Here is a 26,303-nt window from a genome sequence, read left to right on the forward strand (position 1 = left end):
TTATCTTTATCAATTTAAGAAACTCTGATGATTATTATAGCTTTTGAATTTAAATACTCATTTGCCTTAATCCTTCGTATACAACAATACTGACAGCATTAGCTAAGTTTAAGCTCCGAATATGTTTGCTATACATTGGGATTTTAAAAAGTTCTTCTTGATGGTTTGAAATAATTGAATTTGGCAAGCCAACTGATTCTTTACCAAAAACCAAAAACATATCATCCTCAAAAGGAATATTCCAGTGATTTTTAGCACCATGACTTGAAAGGTAAGCGAACTTTTTGTCACGATGTTTAGTCATAAGTTGATTGACATCTTCATAAATAATGACTGAAAGATGTTGCCAATAATCTAAACCTGCTCGTTTTAGTCGAGTGTCATTTAATTCGAAACCAAAAGGTTTTATTAAGTGTAAAGTAGATCCAGTGGCAAGGCTTAGTCTGCCAATATTACCAGTATTATTAGGGATTTCAGGTTCAACTAAAACTATGTTTAATGGCATCTTATTTTTTAATAGTTCTCAAATATAATTGTTCCACTTTTTCTCTTGCCCATGGTGTTCTGCGCAGAAATTTTAAACTTGATTTTATTGAAGGGTTGCTTTTAAAGCAATTAATATTAATTTGATTTGCAAGGTAATCCCAGGAATGTTCTTTTGTCAATTCTTCCATTATATCTGCAAGTTTAACACCGTGAAGAGGATTATTAGCTTGTTCCATCTTTTCTAAATTATATTGAACAAATAGTTTGTATTTCAAGAGTTTAACAAAGAAAAATACAAAGTTTATAAAATGAAAAACTCCGGTAATCAGCCGGAGTTTATTCATCAATCAAAAAACGAACAGTCATGATAAACTGTTGTAGTGAACTAAATTACAATATTCTTGCCAAAAAAACAATTTAAGGTTTATTTAACTGTAATTTGTCAGGGTTTTACCCTAAGTATGTTTTTAAAATCTTACTTCTAGAAGTATGTTTTAATCTTCTAATGGCTTTTTCTTTAATTTGACGCACACGTTCGCGGGTTAAATCAAAAGTTTCACCAATTTCTTCTAAAGTCATAGAATGTTGACCAGCAAGGCCAAAATATAATCTTATTACATCAGCTTCACGAGGCGTTAAAGTCTCTAAAGCTCTCTCAATTTCTGTGCGTAAGGAATCATGAAGTAATTCTTTATCAGGATTTGGAGATTCTCCACTTCGAAGTACATCGTAAAGATTTGAATCTTCCCCGTCAATAAGCGGTGCATCCATGGATACGTGACGACCAGAATTTTTCAAAGATTGTTTGACATCTTCTACCGTCATATCTAATTCTTTCGCAATTTCTTCAGGGGAAGGCATACGTTCGTGTGCTTGCTCTAAAAACGCAAAAGTCTTATTGATTTTATTTATAGATCCAATTTTATTCAATGGCAAACGAACGATTCTTGATTGTTCGGCCAAGGCCTGTAAAATAGACTGACGAATCCACCATACTGCGTATGATATAAATTTGAATCCTCTTGTTTCGTCAAAACGTTGTGCAGCTTTAATCAAACCAAGGTTGCCCTCGTTAATTAAATCCGGTAAGGTAAGTCCTTGGTTTTGGTACTGTTTGGCTACAGATACCACGAATCGAAGATTGGCCTTTGTAAGTTTTTCAAGAGCGATCTGGTCGCCTGCCTTGATGCGTTGTGCCAATTCTACTTCTTCATCAGCGGTAATCAAGTCAACTTTTCCAATTTCTTGTAAGTACTTGTCCAAAGATGCGGTCTCTCTATTAGTGACCTGTTTTGTAATCTTAAGCTGTCTCATTAAAAGAATTTAAGTTTAATTCGCATAGACTGCATATACTTATACGTATAAAAACGAAAAAAGTTACAATTTGGTAAAATTTATTTCAATTATTTTTTGTAAAAAGAAGCCCTTGCATGAAAATAACATACAAGGGCTTCTTAAATATTGAATAGAAAAGTACTAGTCTCTTCTTGGTTTTCTATCGCGATTGTCTCTTCCACCACGACGGTCACCGCGATCATTTCTAGGTGGACGTTCTACGTAACCTTCAGGTTTAGGTAAAAGTGCTTTGCGTGATACCTTTTCTTTTCTTGTACGTTTATCAAGTCCAAAGTACTTGACATCAAAGACATCACCCATGTTTACAACATCAGAAACATTTTCAGTTCGTTCCCATGCTAATTCAGAAACATGAAGTAAAACTTCATTGCCAGGGGCATCCATATATTCTACAACAGCACCAAAATCAAGCATCTTAATTACCTTTACTTCGTAAACGCTACCAACTTCAGGTTTAAATAATATAGAATCTATTTTTGCCATTACGGCATCAATACCTTTACTACCTACACCTAAAATTTCAACAATACCTTCTTCCGTAACCGGATCTTCGTTTATAACGATAGTCGTTTCCGTTTCTTTCTGCATTTCCTGAATTACTTTTCCACCAGGTCCGATTAATGCTCCAATAAATTCGTTAGGTATACGTCTAGATACCATTGTTGGTGCATGTTCTTTTACTTCTGCATTTGGAGCTGTAATAGTGTCAGTTAATTTTCCTAAGATATGTAAACGACCATCTCGAGCTTGATTTAATGCATTTACTAAAATCTCATAAGATAGACCTTTCACCTTAATATCCATTTGACAAGCAGTTATACCATCAGATGTACCGGTTACTTTAAAATCCATATCACCTAAGTGATCTTCATCACCTAATATATCAGATAAAACAGCATACTTACCAGAATCTGCATCAGAAATTAGTCCCATTGCAATACCTGAGACAGGTTTCTTTAATTGAACACCAGCATCCATTAACGCCATGGTACCGGAACAAACGGTTGCCATAGAAGAAGAACCATTAGATTCTAACACTTCAGAAACAACACGAACGGTATAAGGACAATCTTCTGGAACCATTCCTTTTAAGGCGCGTTGTGCTAAGTTTCCGTGACCAACTTCTCTTCTTGATGTTCCACGAATTGGTCGTGCTTCACCAGTTGAAAAAGGAGGGAAGTTATAATGTAAGTAGAAACGTTCTTCGCCTTCGAAAGATGGCATATCTATTTGGTTAGCCTCTCTTGAAGTACCTAAAGTTACTGTTGCTAAAGCTTGTGTTTCTCCACGTGTAAAAATTGCAGAACCATGTGTAGAGGGTAAATAATCAACCTCACACCAGATTGGCCTAATTTCATCAGTTTTACGACCGTCTAATCGTAAACCTTCATTTAAAGTAAGGTCACGAACTGCGGCTTTTTCAGCTTTGTAAAAATATTTTGAAATTAATCCGCCATATTCTTCTTGTTCTTCTTCAGAGAATGTTGCTTTAACTTCCTCCTTTATTTCACCAAAAGCCGCACTACGTTCATGTTTTGCTGAACCAGCTTTGGCTACGGCATAAACTTTGTCATAAGTTAGGTCATGAACTCTCTTTGCTAAATCTTCATCTTCTCTTTCCGGCTCGTATTCACGAACTTCTTTTTTGCCAAAAGCCTCTGCTAGTCTAATTTGTGCAGCACATTGAACCTTAATAGCCTCGTGAGCAAATTTGATAGCTTCAGTCATTTCTTCTTCAGAAATTTCATCCATCTCACCTTCAACCATCATTACAGAGTCAGCTGAAGCACCAATCATCATATCAATATCAGATTCTTCTAATTGTGCTCTCGTCGGGTTGATTATAAATTCTCCATTAACGCGACCAACTCTAGCTTCTGAAATTGCGCACTCAAATGGAAAATCTGATAATTGGATTGCAGCTGAAGCGGCTAAGCCTGCCATTGCATCTGGCATTACATCTTCATCATGAGACATTAATTGAATCATAACTTGAGTTTCGGAGTGATAGTCTTTTGGGAATAGTGGGCGTAAAACCCGGTCTACTAAACGCATAGTTAAAACTTCCCCATCACTAGGTCTTGCTTCTCTTTTAAAGAATCCACCTGGATAACGCCCAGCGGCCGCAAATTTTTCACGATAATCTACAGTAAGTGGCAGAAAATCTACATCAGCTTGTTTGTAGTTAGATACAACTGTACATAGTAACATACACTTGCCGGATTGTACAACAACAGAACCGTGAGCCTGTTTTGCCAATTTTCCTGTTTCGATAGAAATTTCTCTACCGTCACCGAGGTCTATGACCTCTTTAAAAGTTTTTGGAATCATAAAATTTTGTGTTGCCTTTTTATAAAAAAGGACTTGTTAAACATTTGGTCTACCGCCATCCGGACGGTCGGGTTGTGTTGTTGTGTTGGTGCGAGTAGCACTGTGACCAATGAAAAACTAAATGTAGCTTTTTGTGTTCGCCTGAAATTAAACTCAGGACTTTGCAAAAGTAAGGGGAAGCAATGCTTCCCCCAACAATTATTTTCTAATACCAAGCTCTTTAATTAGCTCACGGTATTTTACAATATCTTTTTTCTTTAAATAATCTAAAAGACTTCTTCTCTTACCTACTAATTTCACCAAAGAACGCTCTGTATTAAAATCTTTGTGATTTCTTTTTAAATGCGTAGTCAAATGGTTGATACGATGTGTAAATAATGCAATTTGTCCTTCAGTAGAACCCGTGTTCCCTTCTGATCCGCCGTGTTTCTTAAAGATTTCGGCTTTTACTTCTTTTGTTAAATACATTCCAATATTATTTTAAATGATTTTTATGTATAAGACTGTCTTTCAATCAAGCTGCAAAGATAATTCTTTTTTTGAAGAAAAAAATTTTAGCAAAGATTAAACCTTTTTGTTTTGAATTGGTCATACTATAGGACGTTAAAAAATTAACATTTAAGTGCTTACTAGATAAATACTAGTTCATTTGGTGATGCACTTATTTAGCCCCATTAAAAACAATTAAAATTTATTAAGATGAAAAAGAATTTAAAAAAAGTACAGAAGTTAATGCTAATTTCATTGGCATGTTTGACACTGTTCTCATGTGATAAAAATGAGGAAGAATCAGATGAAATTATATCTAATGAACTGGTTATTACCCAAACCGAGCTTCAATTTAGCGATGAATCAGAAATGATATCAGAGGAAATTACTGCTATTGCAGAAGATGTATACGCTACGGATGAAATCATATATACTTCTAAAGGAAGTTATTTTTCAGACTATTTACCGGAATGCGTTACAATCACTACTGTTGTTACCGAAACTTCTAGGGAAAAGACCATAGATTTTGGTGAAGGTTGTGAATTGCCAAATGGTAATATATTGGGCGGAATAATCAGTTTAAGTTATGCTAGAGATATGGAACTTGCTGAAAAAACTATAACCTTAAATCTCGAAAAATTTACCTTTAATAGTGTGTCAATTGAGGGTGGTGCCAACATTCTAAGGGTGCGTAGCAATGAAAATGGTAATCCTCAGAGTACTGCCGATGCTTCATTTAGTGCAGTTTGGCCTGAAGGGGAAACGGCTACTTTTGAAGGAGAAAGAACTCGTGAATGGATTGAAGGCTATGGCAGTGGATTTTGGGGAGATAATGTTTTTCTAATAACTGGAAAAAGAACCTTCAATAATAAAGTTGGAAATACTTTTGAAAAGGAAGTGCTTTCGCCGTTACGTAGAGAGCTTTCCTGCAGGTTCATCGTAAGTGGAGTCCTAAGTATTTCTAGAAATAATGCAAACGTAAGCCTTGATTTTGGCGATGGTGAATGTGATGCAAAAGGAACTCTAACTTATACTGATGGAAGTAGTGATGAAGTTTTTTTAAGACGATTTTTAAAAAATTAGTGGAGTGAAAGTATTTGCTAAAAAAAGAGCTTGTTTTAAACAAGCTCTTTTTCTTTTCTTACAGGTAAATTTTGAATTAAATCAATATAAAGATTAATCTTTTTCTTTAATTCCCTTCTGTGTGTTATAAAATCTAGGAAACCATGTTCTTTTAAGAACTCCGAAGTTTGAAATCCTTCCGGTAATTCTTTACCAGTCGTGTCTTTAACGATTCTTGGCCCAGCGAAACCTATTAATGCACCGGGTTCAGAAATATTAATATCTCCAAGCATAGCATAAGAGGCTGTTGTACCACCTGTTGTTGGGTCCGTACATAATGAGATATATGGCAATTTTGCTTCAGCTAGCTGTGCTAATTTGGCTGAGGTTTTAGCTAATTGCATCAACGAAAGTGCTGCTTCCATCATTCTAGCTCCACCCGATTTTGAAATCATTAGAAAAGGAGTCTTTTTCTTTATAGCCATGTCTATTCCTCTTGCAATTTTTTCACCAACTACGCTACCCATAGAGCCACCTATAAAACTGAAATCCATACAACAAACTACTAGTTGTTTTCCTTGGGACTTTCCTATTGCAGAACGAACAGCGTCATTGAGACCTGTTTTTGCTTTAGCAGCTTTTAAACGATCTGAATATTTTTTGGTATCCTCAAACTTGAGTGGGTCCTTTGAATTTAATTTTTCATCAAATTCCTCAAATTTATTATCGTCAAAAAGAATTTCAAAATATTCTTTACTACCAATCCGCACGTGGTAGTCATCCTCAGGACTTACATAAAAGTTCTTCGCAAGATCTTCAGATTCAACAATTTTACCTGTGGGCGACTTATACCAAAGACCTTTTGGTGTGTCTTTTTTTTCTTCTGTTGCGGTTTGAATTCCCTTTTCTTTTCTTTTGAACCAAGCTGTCATAAAACGAGGGTGTTTAGATTAAAGCGTGTTGATGTTGTTTAAATCTTCAAAAGCTTTTTTCAATCGATCAATAAATGTTTTTTCACCTTCTCGCAACCATACTCTTGGGTCGTAGAATTTTTTATTTGGAGAATCAGCTCCATCAGGGTTTCCAATTTGAGCTTGTAAATATCCTGATTTATTTTCTACATAATCACGAATACCTGACATGAAAGCGTATTGTAAATCAGTGTCAATATTCATTTTAATAACTCCATAACCAATAGCTTCACGAATTTCTTCTAGTGTTGATCCAGAACCACCATGAAAAACAAAATCAATATGATTATGTGCTACTCCATATTTTTCAGAAACGAACTCTTGAGAATTCTTTAAAATTTTAGGAGTTAGGCTTACATTACCAGGCTTGTAAACTCCATGAACATTACCAAATGCAGCTGCTACAGTAAATCTTGGACTTACTTTAGAAAGTTCTTCGTAAGCATAAGCCACCTCTTCGGGTTGTGTGTAAAGTTTTGAGCTATCGACATCAGTATTATCTACACCATCTTCTTCACCACCAGTAACACCTAATTCAATTTCTAAGGTCATGTCCATTTTGGCCATGCGCTCGAGGTAATTTTTGCAAATTTCAATGTTCTCTTCAATAGGCTCTTCTGATAAATCTATCATATGAGAACTATATAAAGATTTACCTGTTTCCTTAAAATGTTTTTCACTAGCATCTAGTAAACCATCAATCCAAGGCAGTAATTTTTTGGCACAATGATCGGTATGTAAAATTACAGTTGCCCCATATGCCTCAGCCATTTCATGAACATGTTTTGCACCAGCAATAGCACCTTTAATAGCTGCTTGTTGATTTTCATTAGAAAGTCCTTTACCTGCGTTGAACTGTGCACCTCCGTTTGAAAATTGGATGATAACAGGTGAGTTTAATGAAGCAGCTGTTTCTAAAACTCCGTTTATGGTATTGGAGCCAATTACATTAACTGCCGGTAAGGCAAATCCTTTTTCTTTAGCATATTGAAAAATAGCTTGTACTTCATCACCTGTGGCAACGCCAGGCTTAATATTATGAGACATATTGTTCGTCGGTTAAAGGTTTAAACAAGAAACAAAAGTAATAAAAATATTAGCTTAAAAAGGATAATTAATACCTATGTTATATACTGCTTTTCCAAAGTTATAATCTCTAAACCAACGTTTAGAACCTCTTAGTGACGGATCATGGGTTTTAAGTCCCATATCTAATCGGATTACGAAATAAGTGAAATCATATCGGAGGCCAAATCCTGTGCCTAAAGCAATGTCAGCTAAAGAATTAAACCCATTAAAAGTTGCTTCTTCATCTTCTACATTGTCAAAGACATTCCAGATATTGCCTGCATCAGCGAAAAGAGCTCCTTTTACATCTCCAACAATAGGAAATCTATATTCTAGGTTGAATGCTAATTTAAAATTAGCTTCATTAAAGTCATTGAGACTCTGAGTACGACCAGGTCCCAATGAATATACATTCCAAGCTCTATTATCATTGGCACCACCACCGAAGTAACTTCGAACGAATGGAATATTATCTGCATTACCGTAAGGCAAAGCTAACCCAACAAAACCGTGAAAGGCTAAAACCTGTTGATTGCCTGCACGCCAATGTCTTATATAATCAAAATCTGTTTTGAGGTATTGAGAGTATGGAACTCCGTATACAAGTCTTTGTCCATCTTTAGTTTCAAAGGGTATAATATTGGAAAAGGCTGATAAAAGATTTCCAGCACTTTCCACTCTTACGCGGTACTGATAAAAATTATTATCATTAATATCCTCACGATTGTTTTTTTGAAAAGTAAAATTAGAAGCAAAAATGAGGTTATTCTGAGTCAATCGAACTCTACGTTCTTCTATACTCGTAACAAGTCTTATAGTGTCATTATTAGCGGGAAGGGTGCCATTTAAAATACCGGTTATAAAATCACGTGTACCATTAAGACTATCTCTTTTTCTATTGGGGATTATAAGACTGGGGTTTTCTGACCCCTCACTTGTTATAAAAGCGTTGTCCAAACTAGGGAACTGACTGCCATTATCAAAAGGATCATTTGGGTCTAAATAACCATCATATCTATCCGCAATCCCATCTAAGTTATCGTAAGTATTATTATAAACACGAAAATAGTCTTCTGGATCTGTATTTCTTACAAACTCAATATTTATTAGTTCTAAAGTGTTTTTTGTGAAATTGGTAGGTGACCAGTTGTACGACAAAACAGTATTTACGGTTTGACGATCTAGACCAAGATTTTTTTGAAAGTTTGTTCCAGCAGAAAGCCTTGTTTGTGGGAGCATGTAATAAGGAATAATTTTCTCAGTGTTAAATGGAAACCAAATTCTTGGAAAAGTGAGATTGATATCTCCTCCTATTTCAGATGTAAAATCCTCATCATTTGTTGGTTCGTCTAATAAACCAACGGAACCTCTAGCTGAAACACTTAAAGTCTCAGCACCACCAAAAACGTTCCTAGTGATAACTGAAACAGAGAATGCGCTACCTATTTGTTGAATATTAGATCGAGATAATTCAAGTGATGTATCTAAGGAATACTTTGGTCTTGGTGCCAGAAATACATTGGCCACTAATAATGCATTTTCATTATTTTCATCGAATCTAATAGATGGATATTTGAAGGTATTAAGGTTGGTTATTTGACGATTTGTATTTACATAATCTAAATCTCTATAAATGCTATCTTTTTCAAAAAATATAGCATCTGTTAGTGCTTTAGGTTTATACTTTAATTTATCTTTAAAATAGATAGTATAATCCTTATATGACACGGAATCCAAAGCATTAACATCATCTGCGAATTGATAATCAGAAAATATTTTTATTTTTTCAAAACGATTGACTTCGTAATCCTTGCTTGGTAAACTATCATTAGAATTTAAAAGATTTTTGATATTCAATTGAATATCCATTTTTTGGTCATTTCCGGTAATTGAGGTGTCACGAGAAATATCATAACTTATGGAACTTTCTTGAAAATTATAAATACCTGAGTTTCTAAAAAGATTAGTTAATCGTTGCCTTTCTTTTGTAAAAGTTTCTAAATCAAATTGTGAATCTTGCTTAATTAAGACTTCATTTAGTTTATTTTGATAAATAGAATCTAAATCTTTTGAGGCAATTGTTTTAGTTATAGAATCTATCATGTAGGGCTCGCCTAATGTAACATTGTAATTTATTTCAGCCCTTTTTTTCTTCTTCAATGGAACTATGTTGTAGCTAGCAGAGTTGTTGAAATAACCCTTACTTCCATAATATCCTTTTAAACGTTCTATCGTTTTGTTTGTTCTTAGACTATCAATTACTGCGGGTGGTTCACCAATTCTTTTAAATAAATTGCTGTAACCTCTAACAACAAATGATTCTCCAAGTCTTTTAACTTGTTTTTCAGATAAAAAACTATTTAATCTTTTTTGGCGTCCTTCCTTTCTTGTTAGCCAGTCTTGGTACAAAGAATCAGGATTGTCTTTGGCAAGATTATATAAGTTAAGTCTAAGAGGGTAACCTAGTAAAGTACTATTAGGTTTTTGTGCTATAAGACCTTTTATTGCCTCACTGTTAGTTTTTTGACCATCAGCATAGACGGTGTTTTTTGTTAAAAGTAATTCGTCTTCGTTTACTTTTTTTATGGCATTGCATGAAGCTAGGACAATCATTGCTAATAATAAACCTATTTTTGCCCTAAATTTTTTAAGCACTAAAAGTAACTTCATAAAAGTCAAAATTACGTGATTTCATATGGTTAGCAAAAACCAATTAAAACTGATTAAAAGCTTACATCAAAAAAAGTACCGAAATCAACATGGTCTTTTTTTTGTTGAAGGACTTAAAACAGTCAAAGAACTTTTGAGCTCAGACTTTGAACCGGAATATATAATTGTAACCGATGAATTGAAAAAACATTTTGAGAATTATGAATTTTTATCAATTACCAATAATGAATTAAAAAAAATAAGTGCATTTCAAAACCCAAGTGGAGTACTTGCCGTTTTTAAAATACCAAAAAATAAACCGGTAGACTATGAGGATTGGATTGTCGCATTAGACGATGTTAGAGATCCCGGAAATTTAGGTGCTGTGATACGTTTATGTGATTGGTTTGGAATTTCAAATTTAGTTTGTTCAAAAGCAACTGTTGATTGTTTTAACCCTAAAGTTTTACAAGCAACAATGGGTTCTATTACTAGGGTGAATGTACAGTATACGGATTTAAATACCTTAGTGACTTCGGCCCACATGCCAGTTTACGGCGCATTTATGGATGGTGAATCAGTTTATACAGAAAATATTCCCAAGAAAGGAATTTTAATGATGGGTAATGAAGCTAATGGAATTTCTGATGATTTAGAAAATCTAATAAAAAATAAAATCAGTATTCCACAATTTGGAAATGTAACCACCGAAAGTTTAAATGTTGCCACTGCTACAGCAATTCTATTGAATGAAATAAGAAGAAGCTAAATTTAAAATATGTACTTCAATTTTTTATTATTCAAAAGTCAGATTAACAAAAATACCCCTGGTTCGCATACCTGCGATATTACCGGTCCATGGACTATTAGGGTCATCATCTCTAATTAATTCATCATTTAGTGCAAAAACCCCTCGGATAGAAGGTGTAAACTTGAAATATTCTGTGTAAAAATCAATACCAAATCCTAGTTCATAACCATAAACACTTTTTTTCATTCTAAATTCTCCGCTACTATTATCATCAAGACTATCTTCTTTTGCACCTAGATTCAAAGAAGTGTAAAACCCTCCAATAATAAAGGGTTTAATATTGTTAAATCTTTTCGTACTTACTTTAAGTAATAAAGGAAAACGGATATAAGTTGATCGTACTTCTCTTATAGCATCAGCTTCAGATGTAAATCCTGGAAAGCCCAGATTTCTTGAAGTATATAAGAGACCTGGCTCAAACCTAACATCAAGAAATTCATTTATTCTGACTTCACTTAAAACACCAACATTAAAGCCAAAACTCTTTTCTACTAGAATATCTTGGCCAATATCATTTTCATATTCAAATTGAAAATCATATTGATTAAAACCTAGATAATACCCAAAGTTAATTAGCTTTTTATCCTCGTTCTGAATGTTGAGAATGGGGTCTCTACCAATTTGTGCGATAAGATGATTACTAGTCAATATTACTATGACAAGCAGAAATAGGGCGTTTTTCATTTAATTACTTTGTAGCTACATAAATTGTTGCAACCCCAAATGTTTGGGGTTTGTGTTCTATAGCTATAAACCCGATTTTACTTAAAATATTGTTGAACTCCTGACCATAAGGAAATACTGCGGCCGATTCTGAGAGGTAAGTATATGCAGATTGGTCCTTTGAGAAAATTTTTCCAATGAGAGGAAGCATATACTTTGTGTATATTTTATATCCTTGTTTAAAAGGTGTTTTGGCAGGTACTGAAGTTTCAAGAACGGCAAAAGTACCTGATGGTTGTAAAACCCGATAAATCTCTGCCAAGCCTTTGTCTAAGTTTTCAAAATTACGAACTCCAAAAGCCACCGTGATGGCATCAAATGTGTTGTCTTCAAAGGGTAGATTTTCACTATCGCCAACTACCATTTCAATAGTTTTAGAAAGATTTTTATCCGCTATTTTAACTTTTCCAACTTCTAACATTCCCGTTGAAATATCTAGACCAACTATTTTTTTAGCACCCGTCTTAACCATTGCTATCGCCAAATCTCCTGTACCCGTTGCAATATCTAAAATAGAAGTTGGGTTTGCGGCGCTAATAAGTTTGACAACTCGATTACGCCATTTAATATCAATGCCTAAGGAAATAACCCGATTTAAGCCATCATAATTACCCGAAATAGTATCAAACATTTTGGTAACCTGTGCTTTCTTTCCTAAGTCAGAATCTTTATAAGGTCTAACAGTTTTCGACATTTGGCAATTTTTTAGCAAAGATACAATAACCCAAAATAGGGCAATTCGGCATGATGAATAAAATATTATGTAATTTTGTGATCAAATTAGAATATTTACTATGGGATATGTTCCAATAAAGGAAACCCCAAAAACTCTTTCCATTAACAGTTTTAGTTTTAAACTACTCTTTAAGTAATGAAGATAATCATTGCAGGTGCTGGTGAAGTAGGTTTTCATTTGGCGAAGTTATTGTCTTATGAAGCACAAGAAATCACCTTAATTGATACTGATAAGGAAAGTCTCTCTTATGCAGATAACCATTTAGATATAAGAGTTTTAAAAGGTGATGCCACTTCAATTGAAGTTTTGCAAGATGCTAAAGTTGGTGCTTCTGACCTAGTGATTGGGGTCACTGCTTCAGAAACAACCAATCTTACACTTTGTCTTTTAGCAAAGCAATTAGGAAGCAAAAAAACTATTGCTCGTATTTCAAATACTGAATTTGTAGATAATAAAGAGTTAATAAAATTTGAAGAGCTTGGTATTGATGAATTAATTTCTCCGGAAGAACTTGCTGCTTCAGAAATTCAATTATTACTAAATCGCTCTGCTTTTAATGATACTTATGAATTTGAGGAAGGACTATTGACTATGGTAGGTATGTTTCTGCCTAAATCAGCCCCTTTTGTAGGCAAAATGGTAAAAGAAGCAGCTAATATATTTCCAGAGTTGCACTTTATGCCCATAGCATTACAGCGCAAGGGCACCCAGTTCACTCTTATCCCAAGAGGGGATACCGTTTTTAAAGAAGGTGATCAAGTATATTTTATTACTTCGGCTGGCGGAGTTGATGAGTTATATAAATTAGCGGGCGTTCAAAAGAAAGATATCAAGAATGTTATGATTCTCGGTGGCAGTAAAGTTGGTTTTAAAACTGCTAGAGAGCTATGTGCTAGCAAGTTTAATGTTAAGCTCATTGAAAAAAATAAAGAAAAGGCTTTTGACATAGCTGATGATTTGCCCAACGCCCTTGTAATTAATGGAGATGGTCGCAATGTTGAACTACTGGAGGAAGAAAGTCTCGAATCCATGGACGCCTTTATCGCTGTAACGGGTAATTCCGAAACCAATATCATGTCTTGCCTTGTTGCCAAGTCTAAGAAGATTAAGAAAACTATAGCCTTGGTTGAAAACATGGATTATTTTCAACTATCACAATCTATTGGTATAGATACACTTATCAATAAAAAGCTTTTAGCTGCGAATAATATTTTTAGATATATACGCAGAGGTGAGGTTTTAGCTTTGACTCGTTTGAATAACCTTAATGCGGAAATTCTTGAGTTTGAAGTGAAAGGAACTTCGGCAGTAAATAACGAGCTTATTAAAGAACTTGATTTTCCAAGAGAAGCTATAATTGGTGGCGTAATAAGAAATGGAAAAGGAATTATTGCTTTAGGTGATTTTAAGATAGCTGAAGGTGATAAGGTAGTTGTGTGTAGCCTACCAAAGGCTATACCAAAAATTGAAAAGCTCTTTTTATAATGTGGCTTAATTTTCGAATCATTTTTCATATTATGGGACTTCTATTACTTTGTAATGGAGGGTTTATGCTCTTGGCGGCATTCGTAAGCGGAATTTACAAAGACGGAGCTACTCTTGATATTTCAATGGCGGCTATTGTGACCATGTTGGTGGGAGTGATGGCTATGTTCTATACAAGAGGTCATCGTAAAGAAGTAAAGCGAAAAGAAGGGTATATAATTGTAACCTTTGGCTGGTTGATTATGTCAATTTCAGGGGTTTTGCCGTATATTTTTTCTGGTACTATCCCTAATATTACGAATGCATTTTTTGAAACAATCTCTGGTTATACCACTACCGGCGCCTCTATTCTAAATGATATAGAATCATTGCCCGAAGGAATTCTATTTTGGCGTAGTCTCACTCATTGGATAGGAGGTATGGGTATAATTGTTCTTGCTATTGCTATTTTACCGCTTTTAGGAATAGGTGGAATGCAACTTTTTGCAGCAGAAGCGCCTGGGCCTGGAGGAGATAAACTTCATCCAAGAATTACCGATACCGCCAAAAGACTTTGGTTAATATATGTTGGATATACTTTAGCTGAAACCATCTTATTAAAATTGGCCGGGATGTCATTTTTTGATGCCATTAATCATGCCTTAGCAACATTGTCAACCGGTGGTTTTTCAACTAAGAATGCTAGTGTAGCTTATTGGAATAATCAACCTATAATACAATATATTATTATTGTTTTTATGTTTTTAGCGGGAACCAATTTTGTTTTGAGTTATTTTGCTTTCACTGGAAAAGTTCAGCGGATATTCAAAGATGAGGAATTTAAAGTATACTCTTTTTTTATTATTGGGTTTACTATTGTTGCGAGTTTAATTGTTTGGTTACAAGCAGATGTTCCTATTTCAGATTATCATCCAAAAGTTTTCGGTGAAGTTGAGAGTTCATTTCGTCATGCTCTGTTTCAAGTAATTGCTATAGTTACAACGACCGGTTTTGTTACTGCTGATTTTACAAATTGGACACCGTTTTTAACTGTATTTTTCTTTGGACTAATGTTTTTAGGTGGGTCAGCCGGTTCTACATCTGGTGGTATTAAGGTAATGCGTCACCTATTAATTATAAAGAATGGAATTTTAGAATTCAAAAGAACTTTGCATACGAACGCAATTATTCCGGTACGTTATAACAATAAAACAGTCACCGAGCATATTGTGTATAATATCATTGCATTTTTTGTGCTCTACATGTTATTATTTATAATTGGAGCTTTGGTATTAGGTTTTCTAGGATTAGATTTTGAATCAGCAATTGGTGGTGCTGCTTCTTCACTAGGAAACGTTGGGCCAGCTTTAGGAGACTTGAATCCAGTGGTGAACTTCAGTGAGCTACCTGATTTTGGTAAATGGTGGTGCGGTTTTTTAATGCTTTTGGGGCGACTAGAACTTTTTACAGTCTTAATAATTATGACTCCATATTTTTGGAAAAAAATATAAGAACCAACTTTGATTTTTATGCAATAATAATCCCTGAACATTGCATTTTGTAATGCACTGTTGTATTTTCAGTGGGTGCAACAACCAGTTCAAATAGATTCCAATTTTATAGAAAGCACTACTTCATTTATTGAATTAGTGAAAGAACTTGATAGCGCTTTCTCAAATAACACAACCATAGTTCCTAAACGACATCATCATCATTTTCCCAATCCTGAAGTGAAGGAAGAATCTACTTTATTAATAATGCCGGCATGGAAACCAAGTGAAGATGCTGGAATTAAGATAGTAACTGTAAGTCCAAAAAATGAAATGTTTGAACTTCCTTCAATACAAGGTAGCTATCTTTATTTAGATGCTACTACAGGGTTGTTGAAAGCAATTATTGAAGCTAAAAGCTTAACAGTTAAAAGAACAGCAGCGACTTCAGCATTGGCATCATCATTCTTGTCAAAAAAAAGTGCTTCAACCTTATTGATGATTGGAACAGGAGCTCTTTCAGTAAATTTAATCCAGGCACATGCTGCCGTTAGACCAATTAAAAAGGTCTTTGTTTGGGGAAGAACTTCGACAAAAGCTAAATTGATTGCAGAAAAATTGAATGGCGAAAAAATAGAGGTAAAGGCGGTGTCTAAAATTGCATCAGTAATTTCAAAGGTTGATATAGTTTCTTGTGCAACATTATCAAAAACACCTCTTGTATTAGGGAAATATTTGCGTAAAGGGCAGCATGTAGATTTAGTGGGAGCATACCGCCCAAATATGCGCGAAGCTGACAATGAAACTATTAAAAAAGCTTCGATTTTTATCGATAGTTATTCAGGTGGTTTGAATGAGAGCGGAGATATTTTAATTCCACTAAAAGAAGGCATTATTTCTAAAGATGAAATTAAAGCTGAATTGTTCCAATTGTGTTCAAAGCAAAAGAAAGGCAGGATAGATGACGATGAAATAACTGTTTTTAAATCTGTTGGTCATGCACTAGAAGATTTGGTGGCAGCACGGTATTACTTTAACAAAATGAACGATTGATGGAAACTTACGACAGAATAGTAGCAGGTAGTTCTTTTTCTGTGCCTAAAGAATGGCTGCAGATTAATACTATAGATATGCATACTGGCGGTGAACCTTTGAGAGTAATTTTGAAGGGTTTTCCAAAATTAGAAGGTAACACCGTTTTAGAATACAGAAGATATTGCAAAGATAATTTTGATGACCTCCGCACTGCACTGATGTTTGAGCCTAGAGGGCATGCAGATATGTATGGTTGTATTATAGTTCCTCCAAATGATTCAGATGGAGATTTTGGGATATTATTTCTTCATAATGAAGGTTATAGTACCATGTGCGGGCATGCTATTATTGCCATTTCTACTCTTGCTATTCAATTAAATTGGATTGATGCAGTTGAAGGAGAGAACATATTAAAAATTGATGCTCCTTGCGGCAGAATTACATCTTTTGTTACAATAAAGGACGGGTTGGTTTTACATGTTCATTTTCATTGTGTTCCTAGTTTTGTAATAGGACTAAATAAGGAGGTTTTATTAGAAGATTATGGAAAAATCACTTATGATTTGGCATATGGTGGGGCTTTTTATGCTTATGTAGATTTACAAAAGAATCAATTAGATTTAGACCTTACAAAGGAATCATACCAAAAAATAATCCATGCCGGAATGGCAATAAAACAGGCCATCATGCAAAAGGATAACGAAATAGAACATCCTTTCGAGGCTGAACTAAGTTTTTTGTATGGAACTATTTTTATTGACCAATCAACGACTGATAAAGTTGATAGTAAGAATGTTTGTGTTTTTGCTGAAGGGGAAGTGGACCGTTGCCCAACAGGATCTGGTGTATCTGGAAGAATGGCAATTCATAAAGCTAGAAAAGAATTAGATTTTGGAGATACTATGTGTATTGAAAGTATCACAAATTCAATATTTAAAGGAAGTATAGTCGCTGAAAAGGACTACGGTCCTTTTAAGGCGGTAATACCTCAAGTAGAAGGAACTGCTTATATAACGGGAATACAAACGTTTGTAATTGACCCAAAGGACCCAATGAAAAATGGATTTATATTAAGGTGATATTGGAATTAAACTATTAAATGAATTATAGTACTGATTTGATTCGAGAGATAGCTTCTCGAATATTATCTTCAGAAGCAGCGTATGAAATTCTAATGCTCTTAGGGTTTCCAAAGGCATCACCAGTAACAGTAGCTACATTTGCTTTTTCTAATAAGTACATCGCAAAATCAGAAGCATTATTAATAAGGGTTCCATTTAAAGTCTTTCCAAAGTAAGCAGAAATGTCTGGAAATACGTAGAAAGCACCTTCAGGTTCATTACACTGAAAACCGTCAATTGCATTCAATAATTCTAAAATTAATTTTCTACGTTCCTTGAACTCATCAACCATATATTGAATGCGCTCAGGCAACTCCAATAAAGCGGTTATGACAGCTCGTTGCGCTATACAATTAGCACCACTGGTCACCTGACCTTGTAATTTGTTACAGGCTCTAGCAATATATGAAGGAGCACCTATGTAACCAATACGCCATCCAGTCATTGCAAATGCCTTTGCAACTCCATTCACGGTAACAGTGCGATCATACATGTCTTCAAATTGAGCCATGGAAGCGTGTGAAGTTACACCGTAGTTAATATGTTCATAGATTTCATCACTAACAACAATAATCTTTGGATGTTTTTTTAGAACATCAGCTAATGCTCTTAGTTCATCTTTGCTGTAAATAGATCCACTTGGGTTGCAAGGAGAACTATACCAAAGCATTTTTGTTTTTGTTGTGATGGCTGCTTCTAATTGCTCGGGGGTCATTTTAAAATCATTCTCAATCGAAGTTGGCACTTCAACTGGAACACCATCTGCAAGTTTTACAATATCGCTATAACTCACCCAATACGGACATGGTAAAATGACTTCATCGCCTTTGTTTAATGAAACTTGTGCGACATTATATAAAGCTTGTTTTGCTCCAGTAGATACGACTATTTGAGAACGGTCATAACTAAGGCTATTATCTCTTTTTAGCTTTGTAATAATAGCGTCCTTTAATTCCACATAACCATCTACTGGTGTATAAGAGTTGTAGCCGTCTTTTACTGCTTGAATGGCTGCTTCTTGAATATAGTCTGGTACTTTAAAATCTGGTTCTCCTAGACTTAATCCAATAATATCTTTGCCTTCAGCTCTTAGTTCTCGAGCCTTTGCGGCCATCTCAAGGGTTGCGGACGGAGTAACACTGTTAATCCTATCCGAAAGTTGGTTGCTCATTTCAAGTGTAATTTCTAGTACTGTAATGCAGGCTGTCTGCCTAACTCTCTTAAATGTTTGAAGTGCGAAATTATAGCTTTTCTAGTGGTTTTATATTCATTATACGGCAAATTAAACTCCTTTGCAGTCTGTTTCACAATTTTTGAAATTTTTGTGTAATGAACATGACTAATATTGGGAAAGATATGATGTTCTACTTGGTGATTTAATCCTCCCGTAAACCAGTTTACTATTCTGTTTTTAGTACCGAAATTAACAGTGGTGAAAAGTTGATGTATTGCCCAAGTATTTTTCATTGTTCCAGTTTCATCTGGTAATGGAGTCTGTGCATCATCGACGATATGCGCTAATTGAAAAACAACACTCAAGATGACTCCAGCAACATAGTGCATGATGAAAAAGCCTAATAAGATTTGCCACCAAGGAATATCTACAAATAACAGAGGTAATACTATCCAGATAGTTAAATAAAGTACTTTGGTTATTACCAAAGTACTCCAGTTTATAGCCGGACTAGGCAACTTGCCATATGAAAGTTTTCGTTTCATATAACGGTACATTTGTTGAAAATCTGTAGTTATTGCCCAATTAAAGGTTAATAAACCATATAAAAATATAGAATAGAAATGTTGAAATTTATGATGTTTTTTCCATTCTGCATGTTTTGAAAAACGAAGAATTCTTCCAGCTTCCATGTCTTCATCATGCTCATGAATATTAGTATAAGTATGGTGTAATACATTATGTTGCACTTGCCAATTATAAACATTACCAGCAAGAATGTAAATACTGCCACCCATAAACTTGTTGACCCATTTTTTATTGGAATATGAACCGTGATTACCATCGTGCATCACATTCATACCTACACCGGCCATTCCAACACCCATAACCATAGAAAGTAATACATAACCCCAAAAAGGTAAATCTAAAGTTAGTATTAAGAAATATGGTGTAAGAAATAATGCAAACATGACAATGGTCTTTAGATGTAATCTCCAATTACCTGTCTTTCTGATTTTATTTTCATTGAAGTATTCGTTAACTCTCTTATTCAAAGTCTTGAAGAATTGTGCAGAGTCTTTTCTTGAAAAACGAATGGTTTCCATGTGCATAAATTATTTTTTACAAAGGTACTTAATTTGAATTCCTAAAAAGTTAGTGTTTCCTTAAAACGTCTTGACGGAATCAAAAAGTATTATTTTTAACCAAAATAACAGAAAGTCAATGAATGCAGAAATTATCTTTAATTATTTTACGACGCTCACTGATGTTCAAAAGCAACAATTTATGGCGCTAGAAGCGTTATACCAGGATTGGAATCAGAAAATTAATGTCGTTTCTAGAAAAGATATTGATGAGTTGTATCTACGACATGTATTGCATTCTCTGGGTATTGCCAAAATTCAACAGTTTAATGAAGGGGCAGAAATTCTTGATGTTGGTACAGGAGGTGGTTTTCCAGGAATACCATTGGCGATTTTATTTCCAAAAACACAATTTACCTTGGTCGATGCTATTGGTAAAAAAATAAAAGTTGTACAAGAGGTAATTGATGGTTTAGCACTAGAAAATATTAAAGCTTATCACACAAGGGTTGAAGATTTGCCTGGACAGTTTGATTTTATAGTGAGTCGCGCTGTTGCGGCCATGCCAACATTTGTTCACTGGACAAAAGGGAAAATAAAGAAAGATTCATCACATGAACGTAAAAATGGTATTCTATATCTAAAAGGCGGGGATTTAACAGAAGAGTTAAAAGAATATAGAAATGCCCAGATTTTTGATTTACCAGAGCATTTTGAAGAAGATTTTTTTGACACTAAAAAAGTGGTTTATTTGCCACAAAAATTTAAAATATAGATAGGTAAAATAGAATTAGTTATTTCACAGCCGAATTCTGAAAATCTATAAATCACAATTCTGTTTGAAATACTGGAAGAATTAAAATTATCATCTCCTAGAAAACCAATGTTATTACCTTCACAATCGTAAATTGGGGCTATTGAACTGCAAATACGACAGCAGTTATTAGAAATAAAAATAGATTCGTTTTGGTATTCTGCTTGTTCTATATAAAAATATTGAGTCAATTCACTTTCAGTTTTCTCCAATTCTTCTGCTAACCCTTTGAGCCATTGTAAATCTTCTATTGGATTGGTAACATCACAAGCGGAAATTACCGGAAGATTGTCATCGTTAGAACAGGAAATTAAATATAGGAAGCCAAAAAGCAGAATCGTCTTTTTCATTAGTTATTTTCAAAAATGATGTAATTGAGGATTAAAGGTTGCTTTGGTAATCGGTAAAACTAAAAAAGGTGCCATCGGCACCTTTTACTTGAGATTATTCAAAATATTATTTACTCCATGGCGGAACAACACCATTAGAACGTGCATAAGCAATTAATTGCCCCTTGTGCTCGCCATTGTGCTCCATCATAGCCAGAAGACCTCCCATTTTGTTCATTTTAGCAAAACCAAAATCAACTTCGGTACTTAAATCATCATTTTCTACCATCATTATTTTGCTTAAAACAAATTCATTGGATTTTTTTAAGGCAGCGATGATATTATCCTTACCGGTGATTTTACCAATCGCCATCATATCTACATCGTCTGGTGGTGGAAATCCCATTTTCATTGCTAAAAAATAGTTTGCACCGGCGACATGTAATAATGCTTCTCCAACAGAGCTGACTCCTTCAGAAGGCCTCCAATCATATTGGTCTTCAGAAAAGGCTTCTGCTAATTGCACAACTTGTCCTTGATTACCAGTTAAGACTCCTTTGATTGTGGCTTGAGCTAAATTGTCTTGCGCGTATGTTATTACCGTAATTAGTAACATAGCTAAGATTGTTAATTTTTTCATTTTTAATATGTTAAGATTGTTAAGCTATTTTGACAGCTATCAAAATAGCTTACTAAAAGTAAGAAAAATCCTTTTAGAAAAGATAAAACTTTTAATAGGTTTAAGAGCTTATATGTTTAAATAATAAGTTTTTTAATTATAAATTTTTCAATAGATTTATTTGCCCTGTAGTATTTAAGAATTTTGATGTCATAATTGTCTTCTTTGGCTTAAACACAACCGTAAGAGGCAAAAAAGTATATTTTTTCTTCTTTTAAAAAACAATCATTTTAGACACTATGGATTGTTTTTATGAGCAGTCGATTTATTTATATAAATGTTGAACATCTGCTTGTGCAATGTCAACAAAAAGTTGTCCCATTTTTGCACAGACAGCTTCAAAAAACTTTTTTCCTTTTTCTTTTGTTGCTCCATGAGGATTTCCAACTCCAGTATCCTTACTAATTTTTGACCAAGGGAGTTCCGTCCATGCCCATCCTTCGGAAAAGGCTTTTATTTTGTTTTTTAATTCTTTACCATCTCCCCATTCATTCTGTGATAAAACCAATTCTGGGGTAAGATGAAGAATCAAGCTCGTTTCCATTTCATCGGCATGGTCTCCAACAACATCAAAATATTCTTTTCTGTCCAGCATTACAGGCCAATGAGTAACACAGATAAACATTTTTGGATAAAGTAGGCCTAGTTCCCTTACTATTGATTTCCAATTATTACCGCCATGGCTATTTAGAATCATAAATTTGTAAATACCCTGTCTATTTAAAACTTCAATTACATCTTTTAGTATTGCGAATTGAGTGCTGGGATTCAAATTTATATCTAGGTAGATATCTGATTGTCCTGTATTAACGCCAAAAGGTATAGTGGGTAAAACAGTAACTTTTGCACCTTGTTCCCAAGCTAGCCTGGCGGATTCTTCACCAATAGCAGTACCTTCTATAATATCAGTGGCGTAAGGTAAGTGATAGTTATGTGCTTCTGTAGCCGCCCAAGGTAAAATGGCTAAATCAATTTGCTCATCTTTTAAATGTTTCCAATTGGTTTCTGCTAATACATATGGTCTAGGCATAATAGGAGTTTTACAATCTTTGCTAATAAAAATAGCCGTTATTCCAAGATTTTTCAGGAATAACGGCTACATTTTTTATTTAGACTTGAATTATCCTAAAAATGGATAACGATAATCTTCTGGTGTTACAAAGGTTTCTTTGATTAGTCTAGGTGAAACCCAACGCAACAAATTTTGAGCCGAACCGGCTTTATCATTTGTCCCTGAGGCTCGAGCCCCACCAAAAGGTTGTTGACCTACAACAGCACCAGTTGGTTTATCATTGATATAAAAATTACCTGCACAATTCTGTAAGGCCTTAGTAGCTTCGTCAATTGCGTATCTGTCTTTTGAAAGCACAGCACCTGTTAATGCATATTCCGAAGTGCCATCAACTAATTTTAAAGTTTTGGACCAATCTTGATCTTCATAAATAAAAATGGTTACTACAGGTCCAAAAAGTTCAGTACACATAGTGGTGTATTTTGGGTCATTAGCTATAATTACGGTTGGCTCAATAAAGTATCCTTTTGATTTGTCATAATTACCACCTGCAAATACTTCAGCATCTGAATCTGCTTTTGCTTGATCAATAAATTTTGCCAATTTATCAAAAGACCCTTCATGAATTACTGCAGTTATGAAATTACTCATATCTTCAGGCGAACCTGGTTTGTTAAAGCTTTCGATATCTTTTTTGACCAAGCTTAGGATTTTATCAGCAGTAGATTTAGGTAGATAAACACGAGATGCTGCGCTACACTTCTGACCTTGAAATTCGAAAGCACCCCTAACAATTGCTGTAGCTACTTGAGCTGGTTTTGCCGTCGGATGTGCAATAATGAAATCTTTTCCACCTGTTTCACCAACTATTCGTGGATAAGTTTTATAGCTATTAATGTTAGTTCCGATTTGTTTCCATAATTCTTTAAAAACATGTGTCGAGCCTGTAAAGTGCAGTCCTGAGAAATGAGGGCTCGCTAAAACGGTTTCCGAAATCATAACCGGGTCACCCATGACCATATTGATTACACCATCAGGTAAACCAGCTTCTTTGAATACGTCCATTATAACTTTAGCGGAGTATACTTGGCTGTCACTTGGTTTCCAGACAACGACATTACCCATCATGGCAGCGCTTGCAGGTAAATTTCCCGCAATAGCAGTAAAATTAAATGGGGTGATAGCATAAACAAAACCTTCTAACGGGCGATATTCTATCCGGTTCCAAATTCCTTCTGCTGAGTCAGGTTGTTCTTCATAAATTTGGGACATGTACTCAACATTAAATCGCAAGAAATCAATAAACTCACAAGCCGCATCTATCTCCGCCTGATGAATAGTCTTTGATTGTGCCATCATTGTTGATGCGTTAATTTTTGCTCTATAAGGTCCGGCTATTAATTCGGCAGCCTTCAAAAAGATGGCAGCCCTTTGTTCCCAAGTTAAATCGGCCCAAGCCTTTCTTGACTCTAAACAGTTTGATATTGCTTTTTCAACATGACTTTTTTCTGCAGTATGATAATGACCCACAATGTGTTTATGGTCGTGCGGAGGAGACATGGGTTTAGTTTCGCCAGTCTCAATTTCTTCGCCACCGATATATAGTGGAACTTCGACTTGACTATTGAAATATGATTTGTATTGTTGTAAGACGGCCTCTCTTTCAAACGAGCCCGGCGCGTAACTTTTTATAGGTTCATTAATTGCAGTTGGAACTTGAAAAAAACCTTTACCCATAGTGGAATTTTTTTATTGTTATAAATTCCTGCAAAGGTAATGAAAGCGATTTCGAAAGAAAAACAAAAGCGTTTTAGTTCATTGCAAATGGAGCGGCGAACTTAAAGGTTGGTACTTCAACTTCAAACTCTTCGGTTGTCGCTAAATCAACCATTTGATAAAAGCCACGCATTGCCCCAATAGGCGAAGCTAAAAGGCAACCCGAACTGTAGGTGTGCGACTTTCCTGGTTGTATTACCGGTTTTTTACCAATTACTCCTTCACCATCAACAGTTTCCATTTCTTTTAAAGAATCAAAAACATCCCAATGTCTAGCAGTCAATTGAACAGGGTCTTTACCTTGATTTTCAATGGTAATGGTATAACCAAATGCATAGTGCATTTTGTAATTCTTAAAAAAAGTTCCTTCAAAAGAAGTTTGAACCGATACTTTAATTCCTTTAGTGACTTGAGTAATCATAGTTTAGTAGGTAAAAGCGCTTCCGATGCCCAATAATAATACGGTTATTATTGCTAAAAACGTAAATATTGAGTTCAAAAACAAGTATTTAATACTAGTTTTAATAAAACCTTGGTTGTAAAATTTTCTCATGGCTTGAAAAAGATATATTCCAAAAATCAATAAGAATAAACCAGCTGTCGACCAATCAAAAATGGTGTCAATTATCCAACTAAGGATGAGCAAGATAAATAATAATGATTGGTTGTGAAAACTGAAGATCAAATGATCGGTATAGGTGAATTTTTTTCGGATGTACGCCACATAAACGAATATTGTGAAGATGGGTAAAAAGAAAAATATGACAAATGGTAGTTTTGCAATAGTGTCATTTAACCAGCTTCCTGGCTGCCTAGAAACCCGTAAAGTACTATTGCCAATATTGAAAGCCATTCTGTTTTTCCAGCTACCCTGAACACTATATTTCTCTTTTGCCTCATTATAATCACTTATGGAATCATTCTTAAGCATAAGGAAAAAGAATTCTGCTCTATCGTAAAAATCAGCATTATCAGATTCAAGTTTTTCAAAGTAATTCTTGGGATTCGCTGCCAATAAGGAGTCTGATTTTCTTTCTTTGGCTTCCCACTTTTTTATATTGTATTCTAGAGAATCTAAACCCTTAAGGTTTTTTGCAACAGCGGGGTCACTAGTTTTAAGTGAGTCTAAACCTTTGAAAACATTTTCTAATTGATTAATTGAAGCAGTGCTGTCATTTTCTTGCTCATTTTCATCATTACTAAAAGAAAATGATGCCGGTCCATTCTTTTTGAGTTCTTTGTCAAGATTTAGATTATCGAGACTAGAAAATGCTCCACCAAAACTTACCATTAAAAAATAGAGGAATGCCAAACTCAATAAAAACCGAAAAGGATTAGTGTAGGCAATTCTTTTTCCATTTATGTAATCTCTAGTAATTGACCCTGGTTTGGCCAACATCGCGTAGAGTGTAGCTAATAACTTGGAGTCGTAATTAATGAGGCTAGAAAAGAATTCATCAAAAAAATCTTTCAACACTAATTTTTTAGTGCTGTTTGCCTGAGAGCAGTTTGGGCAGTATTTGTCACTAATATCTAAAATGTGACCACAGTTCAGACATGCGGTCCCTCTAAATTTTAGTTCGTAACGTCCTTTAGATATTAATCGTGTTTCTTTGTTTTTAGGCACATCTTCCATGGCCTT

At 34.7% G+C, this 26,303-nt stretch carries 25 protein-coding genes; 7 read left to right on the plus strand and 18 right to left on the minus strand.

The annotated features are described in order from the left end of the window. Positions 1 to 49 precede the first annotated feature (49 nt). The 5 genes from RM542_RS06165 to rpsO all read right to left on the minus strand — a co-directional run bounded on the left by RM542_RS06165 (position 50) and on the right by rpsO (position 4,641). Complete coding sequence (locus RM542_RS06165) at positions 50 to 505, minus strand: tRNA (cytidine(34)-2'-O)-methyltransferase (protein ID WP_311384840.1); 456 nt, start codon at positions 503 to 505, stop codon at positions 50 to 52. A gap of 1 nt (position 506) precedes the next feature. Then, positions 507 to 722, minus strand: coding sequence for a VF530 family protein (locus RM542_RS06170; RefSeq protein WP_311384841.1), 216 nt, complete (start codon positions 720 to 722; stop codon positions 507 to 509). 214 nt (positions 723 to 936) lie between these two features. After that, positions 937 to 1,800, minus strand: a complete 864-nt coding sequence (locus RM542_RS06175) for a sigma-70 family RNA polymerase sigma factor (protein ID WP_311384842.1) — start codon at positions 1,798 to 1,800, stop codon at positions 937 to 939. 162 nt (positions 1,801 to 1,962) lie between these two features. Continuing rightward, entirely contained in the window at positions 1,963 to 4,173 is a 2,211-nt protein-coding gene (locus RM542_RS06180; RefSeq protein WP_311384843.1) for a polyribonucleotide nucleotidyltransferase, read from the minus strand. A 198-nt stretch (positions 4,174 to 4,371) separates the two neighbouring features. Further along, positions 4,372 to 4,641 (minus strand): 30S ribosomal protein S15, encoded by a 270-nt coding sequence (rpsO, locus tag RM542_RS06185; protein ID WP_311384844.1) that lies wholly within the window; start codon positions 4,639 to 4,641, stop codon positions 4,372 to 4,374. Positions 4,642 to 4,872: 231 nt separating this feature from the next. Here rpsO and RM542_RS06190 point away from each other — a divergent pair, with 231 nt between their 5' ends. After that, positions 4,873 to 5,745: a hypothetical protein gene (locus RM542_RS06190; RefSeq protein WP_311384845.1), complete on the plus strand. Its 873-nt coding sequence runs from the start codon at positions 4,873 to 4,875 to the stop codon at positions 5,743 to 5,745. A gap of 35 nt (positions 5,746 to 5,780) precedes the next feature. Here the strand turns inward: RM542_RS06190 and accD are convergent, their stop codons facing one another. Genes accD through RM542_RS06205 form a run of 3 tightly spaced genes read right to left on the minus strand, consistent with a single transcriptional unit; the run spans position 5,781 to position 10,433 of the window. Further along, a complete protein-coding gene (gene accD / locus RM542_RS06195) occupies positions 5,781 to 6,656 on the minus strand; it encodes an acetyl-CoA carboxylase, carboxyltransferase subunit beta (RefSeq protein WP_311384846.1) in 876 nt (291 codons plus the stop codon). Positions 6,657 to 6,674: 18 nt separating this feature from the next. Continuing rightward, positions 6,675 to 7,742, minus strand: a complete 1,068-nt coding sequence (gene fbaA / locus RM542_RS06200) for a class II fructose-bisphosphate aldolase (RefSeq protein WP_311384847.1) — start codon at positions 7,740 to 7,742, stop codon at positions 6,675 to 6,677. Between the two features lie 54 nt (positions 7,743 to 7,796). Next, complete coding sequence (locus tag RM542_RS06205; protein ID WP_311384848.1) at positions 7,797 to 10,433, minus strand: BamA/TamA family outer membrane protein; 2,637 nt, start codon at positions 10,431 to 10,433, stop codon at positions 7,797 to 7,799. A gap of 25 nt (positions 10,434 to 10,458) precedes the next feature. Between RM542_RS06205 and RM542_RS06210 the strand changes: the two genes are divergently transcribed. Further along, a complete protein-coding gene (locus RM542_RS06210; RefSeq protein ID WP_311384849.1) occupies positions 10,459 to 11,181 on the plus strand; it encodes an RNA methyltransferase in 723 nt (240 codons plus the stop codon). A 27-nt stretch (positions 11,182 to 11,208) separates the two neighbouring features. Here RM542_RS06210 and RM542_RS06215 read toward each other — a convergent pair whose 3' ends face one another. Beyond that, the gene (locus tag RM542_RS06215; protein ID WP_311384850.1) at positions 11,209 to 11,907 is read right to left on the minus strand and encodes a porin family protein; all 699 of its coding nucleotides are present in this window, start codon (positions 11,905 to 11,907) and stop codon (positions 11,209 to 11,211) included. Between the two features lie 4 nt (positions 11,908 to 11,911). Then, positions 11,912 to 12,640 carry a bifunctional demethylmenaquinone methyltransferase/2-methoxy-6-polyprenyl-1,4-benzoquinol methylase UbiE gene (gene ubiE, locus RM542_RS06220; RefSeq protein WP_311384851.1) on the minus strand — a complete coding sequence of 243 codons (729 nt, stop codon included), beginning with the start codon at positions 12,638 to 12,640 and terminating at the stop codon, positions 11,912 to 11,914. A 177-nt stretch (positions 12,641 to 12,817) separates the two neighbouring features. Between ubiE and trkA the strand changes: the two genes are divergently transcribed. The 4 genes from trkA to RM542_RS06240 all read left to right on the plus strand — a co-directional run bounded on the left by trkA (position 12,818) and on the right by RM542_RS06240 (position 17,750). Then, the gene (gene trkA / locus RM542_RS06225; RefSeq protein ID WP_311384852.1) at positions 12,818 to 14,167 is read left to right on the plus strand and encodes a Trk system potassium transporter TrkA; all 1,350 of its coding nucleotides are present in this window, start codon (positions 12,818 to 12,820) and stop codon (positions 14,165 to 14,167) included. Positions 14,168 to 14,199: 32 nt separating this feature from the next. Further along, entirely contained in the window at positions 14,200 to 15,657 is a 1,458-nt protein-coding gene (locus tag RM542_RS06230; RefSeq protein WP_311384853.1) for a potassium transporter TrkG, read from the plus strand. A gap of 75 nt (positions 15,658 to 15,732) precedes the next feature. Continuing rightward, positions 15,733 to 16,689 (plus strand): ornithine cyclodeaminase family protein, encoded by a 957-nt coding sequence (locus tag RM542_RS06235; RefSeq protein ID WP_311384854.1) that lies wholly within the window; start codon positions 15,733 to 15,735, stop codon positions 16,687 to 16,689. Beyond that, positions 16,689 to 17,750 (plus strand): proline racemase family protein, encoded by a 1,062-nt coding sequence (locus RM542_RS06240; RefSeq protein ID WP_311384855.1) that lies wholly within the window; start codon positions 16,689 to 16,691, stop codon positions 17,748 to 17,750. Before RM542_RS06235 ends, RM542_RS06240 begins: the two co-directional genes overlap by 1 nt. 25 nt (positions 17,751 to 17,775) lie before the next feature. Here RM542_RS06240 and RM542_RS06245 read toward each other — a convergent pair whose 3' ends face one another. Both RM542_RS06245 and RM542_RS06250 read right to left on the minus strand, forming a co-directional pair. Then, positions 17,776 to 18,963, minus strand: coding sequence for a pyridoxal phosphate-dependent aminotransferase (locus tag RM542_RS06245; RefSeq protein ID WP_311384856.1), 1,188 nt, complete (start codon positions 18,961 to 18,963; stop codon positions 17,776 to 17,778). A 14-nt stretch (positions 18,964 to 18,977) separates the two neighbouring features. Beyond that, complete coding sequence (locus RM542_RS06250) at positions 18,978 to 20,078, minus strand: acyl-CoA desaturase (RefSeq protein ID WP_311384857.1); 1,101 nt, start codon at positions 20,076 to 20,078, stop codon at positions 18,978 to 18,980. A 112-nt stretch (positions 20,079 to 20,190) separates the two neighbouring features. Between RM542_RS06250 and rsmG the strand changes: the two genes are divergently transcribed. Then, positions 20,191 to 20,826, plus strand: coding sequence for a 16S rRNA (guanine(527)-N(7))-methyltransferase RsmG (gene rsmG, locus RM542_RS06255; RefSeq protein ID WP_311384858.1), 636 nt, complete (start codon positions 20,191 to 20,193; stop codon positions 20,824 to 20,826). Here the strand turns inward: rsmG and RM542_RS06260 are convergent. From RM542_RS06260 to RM542_RS06285, 6 genes are all read right to left on the minus strand, one after another. Beyond that, complete coding sequence (locus RM542_RS06260; RefSeq protein ID WP_311384859.1) at positions 20,799 to 21,215, minus strand: hypothetical protein; 417 nt, start codon at positions 21,213 to 21,215, stop codon at positions 20,799 to 20,801. The genes rsmG and RM542_RS06260 overlap by 28 nt on opposite strands. 106 nt (positions 21,216 to 21,321) lie before the next feature. Next, positions 21,322 to 21,834, minus strand: coding sequence for a DinB family protein (locus tag RM542_RS06265; protein ID WP_311384860.1), 513 nt, complete (start codon positions 21,832 to 21,834; stop codon positions 21,322 to 21,324). A 304-nt stretch (positions 21,835 to 22,138) separates the two neighbouring features. After that, positions 22,139 to 22,903, minus strand: a complete 765-nt coding sequence (locus RM542_RS06270) for a creatininase family protein (RefSeq protein ID WP_311384861.1) — start codon at positions 22,901 to 22,903, stop codon at positions 22,139 to 22,141. A gap of 90 nt (positions 22,904 to 22,993) precedes the next feature. Next, entirely contained in the window at positions 22,994 to 24,622 is a 1,629-nt protein-coding gene (pruA, locus tag RM542_RS06275) for an L-glutamate gamma-semialdehyde dehydrogenase (RefSeq protein ID WP_311384862.1), read from the minus strand. Positions 24,623 to 24,695: 73 nt separating this feature from the next. Beyond that, the gene (gene apaG, locus RM542_RS06280; protein ID WP_311384863.1) at positions 24,696 to 25,082 is read right to left on the minus strand and encodes a Co2+/Mg2+ efflux protein ApaG; all 387 of its coding nucleotides are present in this window, start codon (positions 25,080 to 25,082) and stop codon (positions 24,696 to 24,698) included. Positions 25,083 to 25,085: 3 nt separating this feature from the next. Further along, on the minus strand, positions 25,086 to 26,297 hold the full coding sequence (locus RM542_RS06285) for a DUF3667 domain-containing protein (RefSeq protein WP_311384864.1): 1,212 nt from the start codon (positions 26,295 to 26,297) through the stop codon (positions 25,086 to 25,088). Positions 26,298 to 26,303 lie beyond the last annotated feature (6 nt).

The organism is Croceitalea sp. P059 (assembly GCF_031846365.1).
Lineage (GTDB): Bacteria > Bacteroidota > Bacteroidia > Flavobacteriales > Flavobacteriaceae > Croceitalea > Croceitalea vernalis.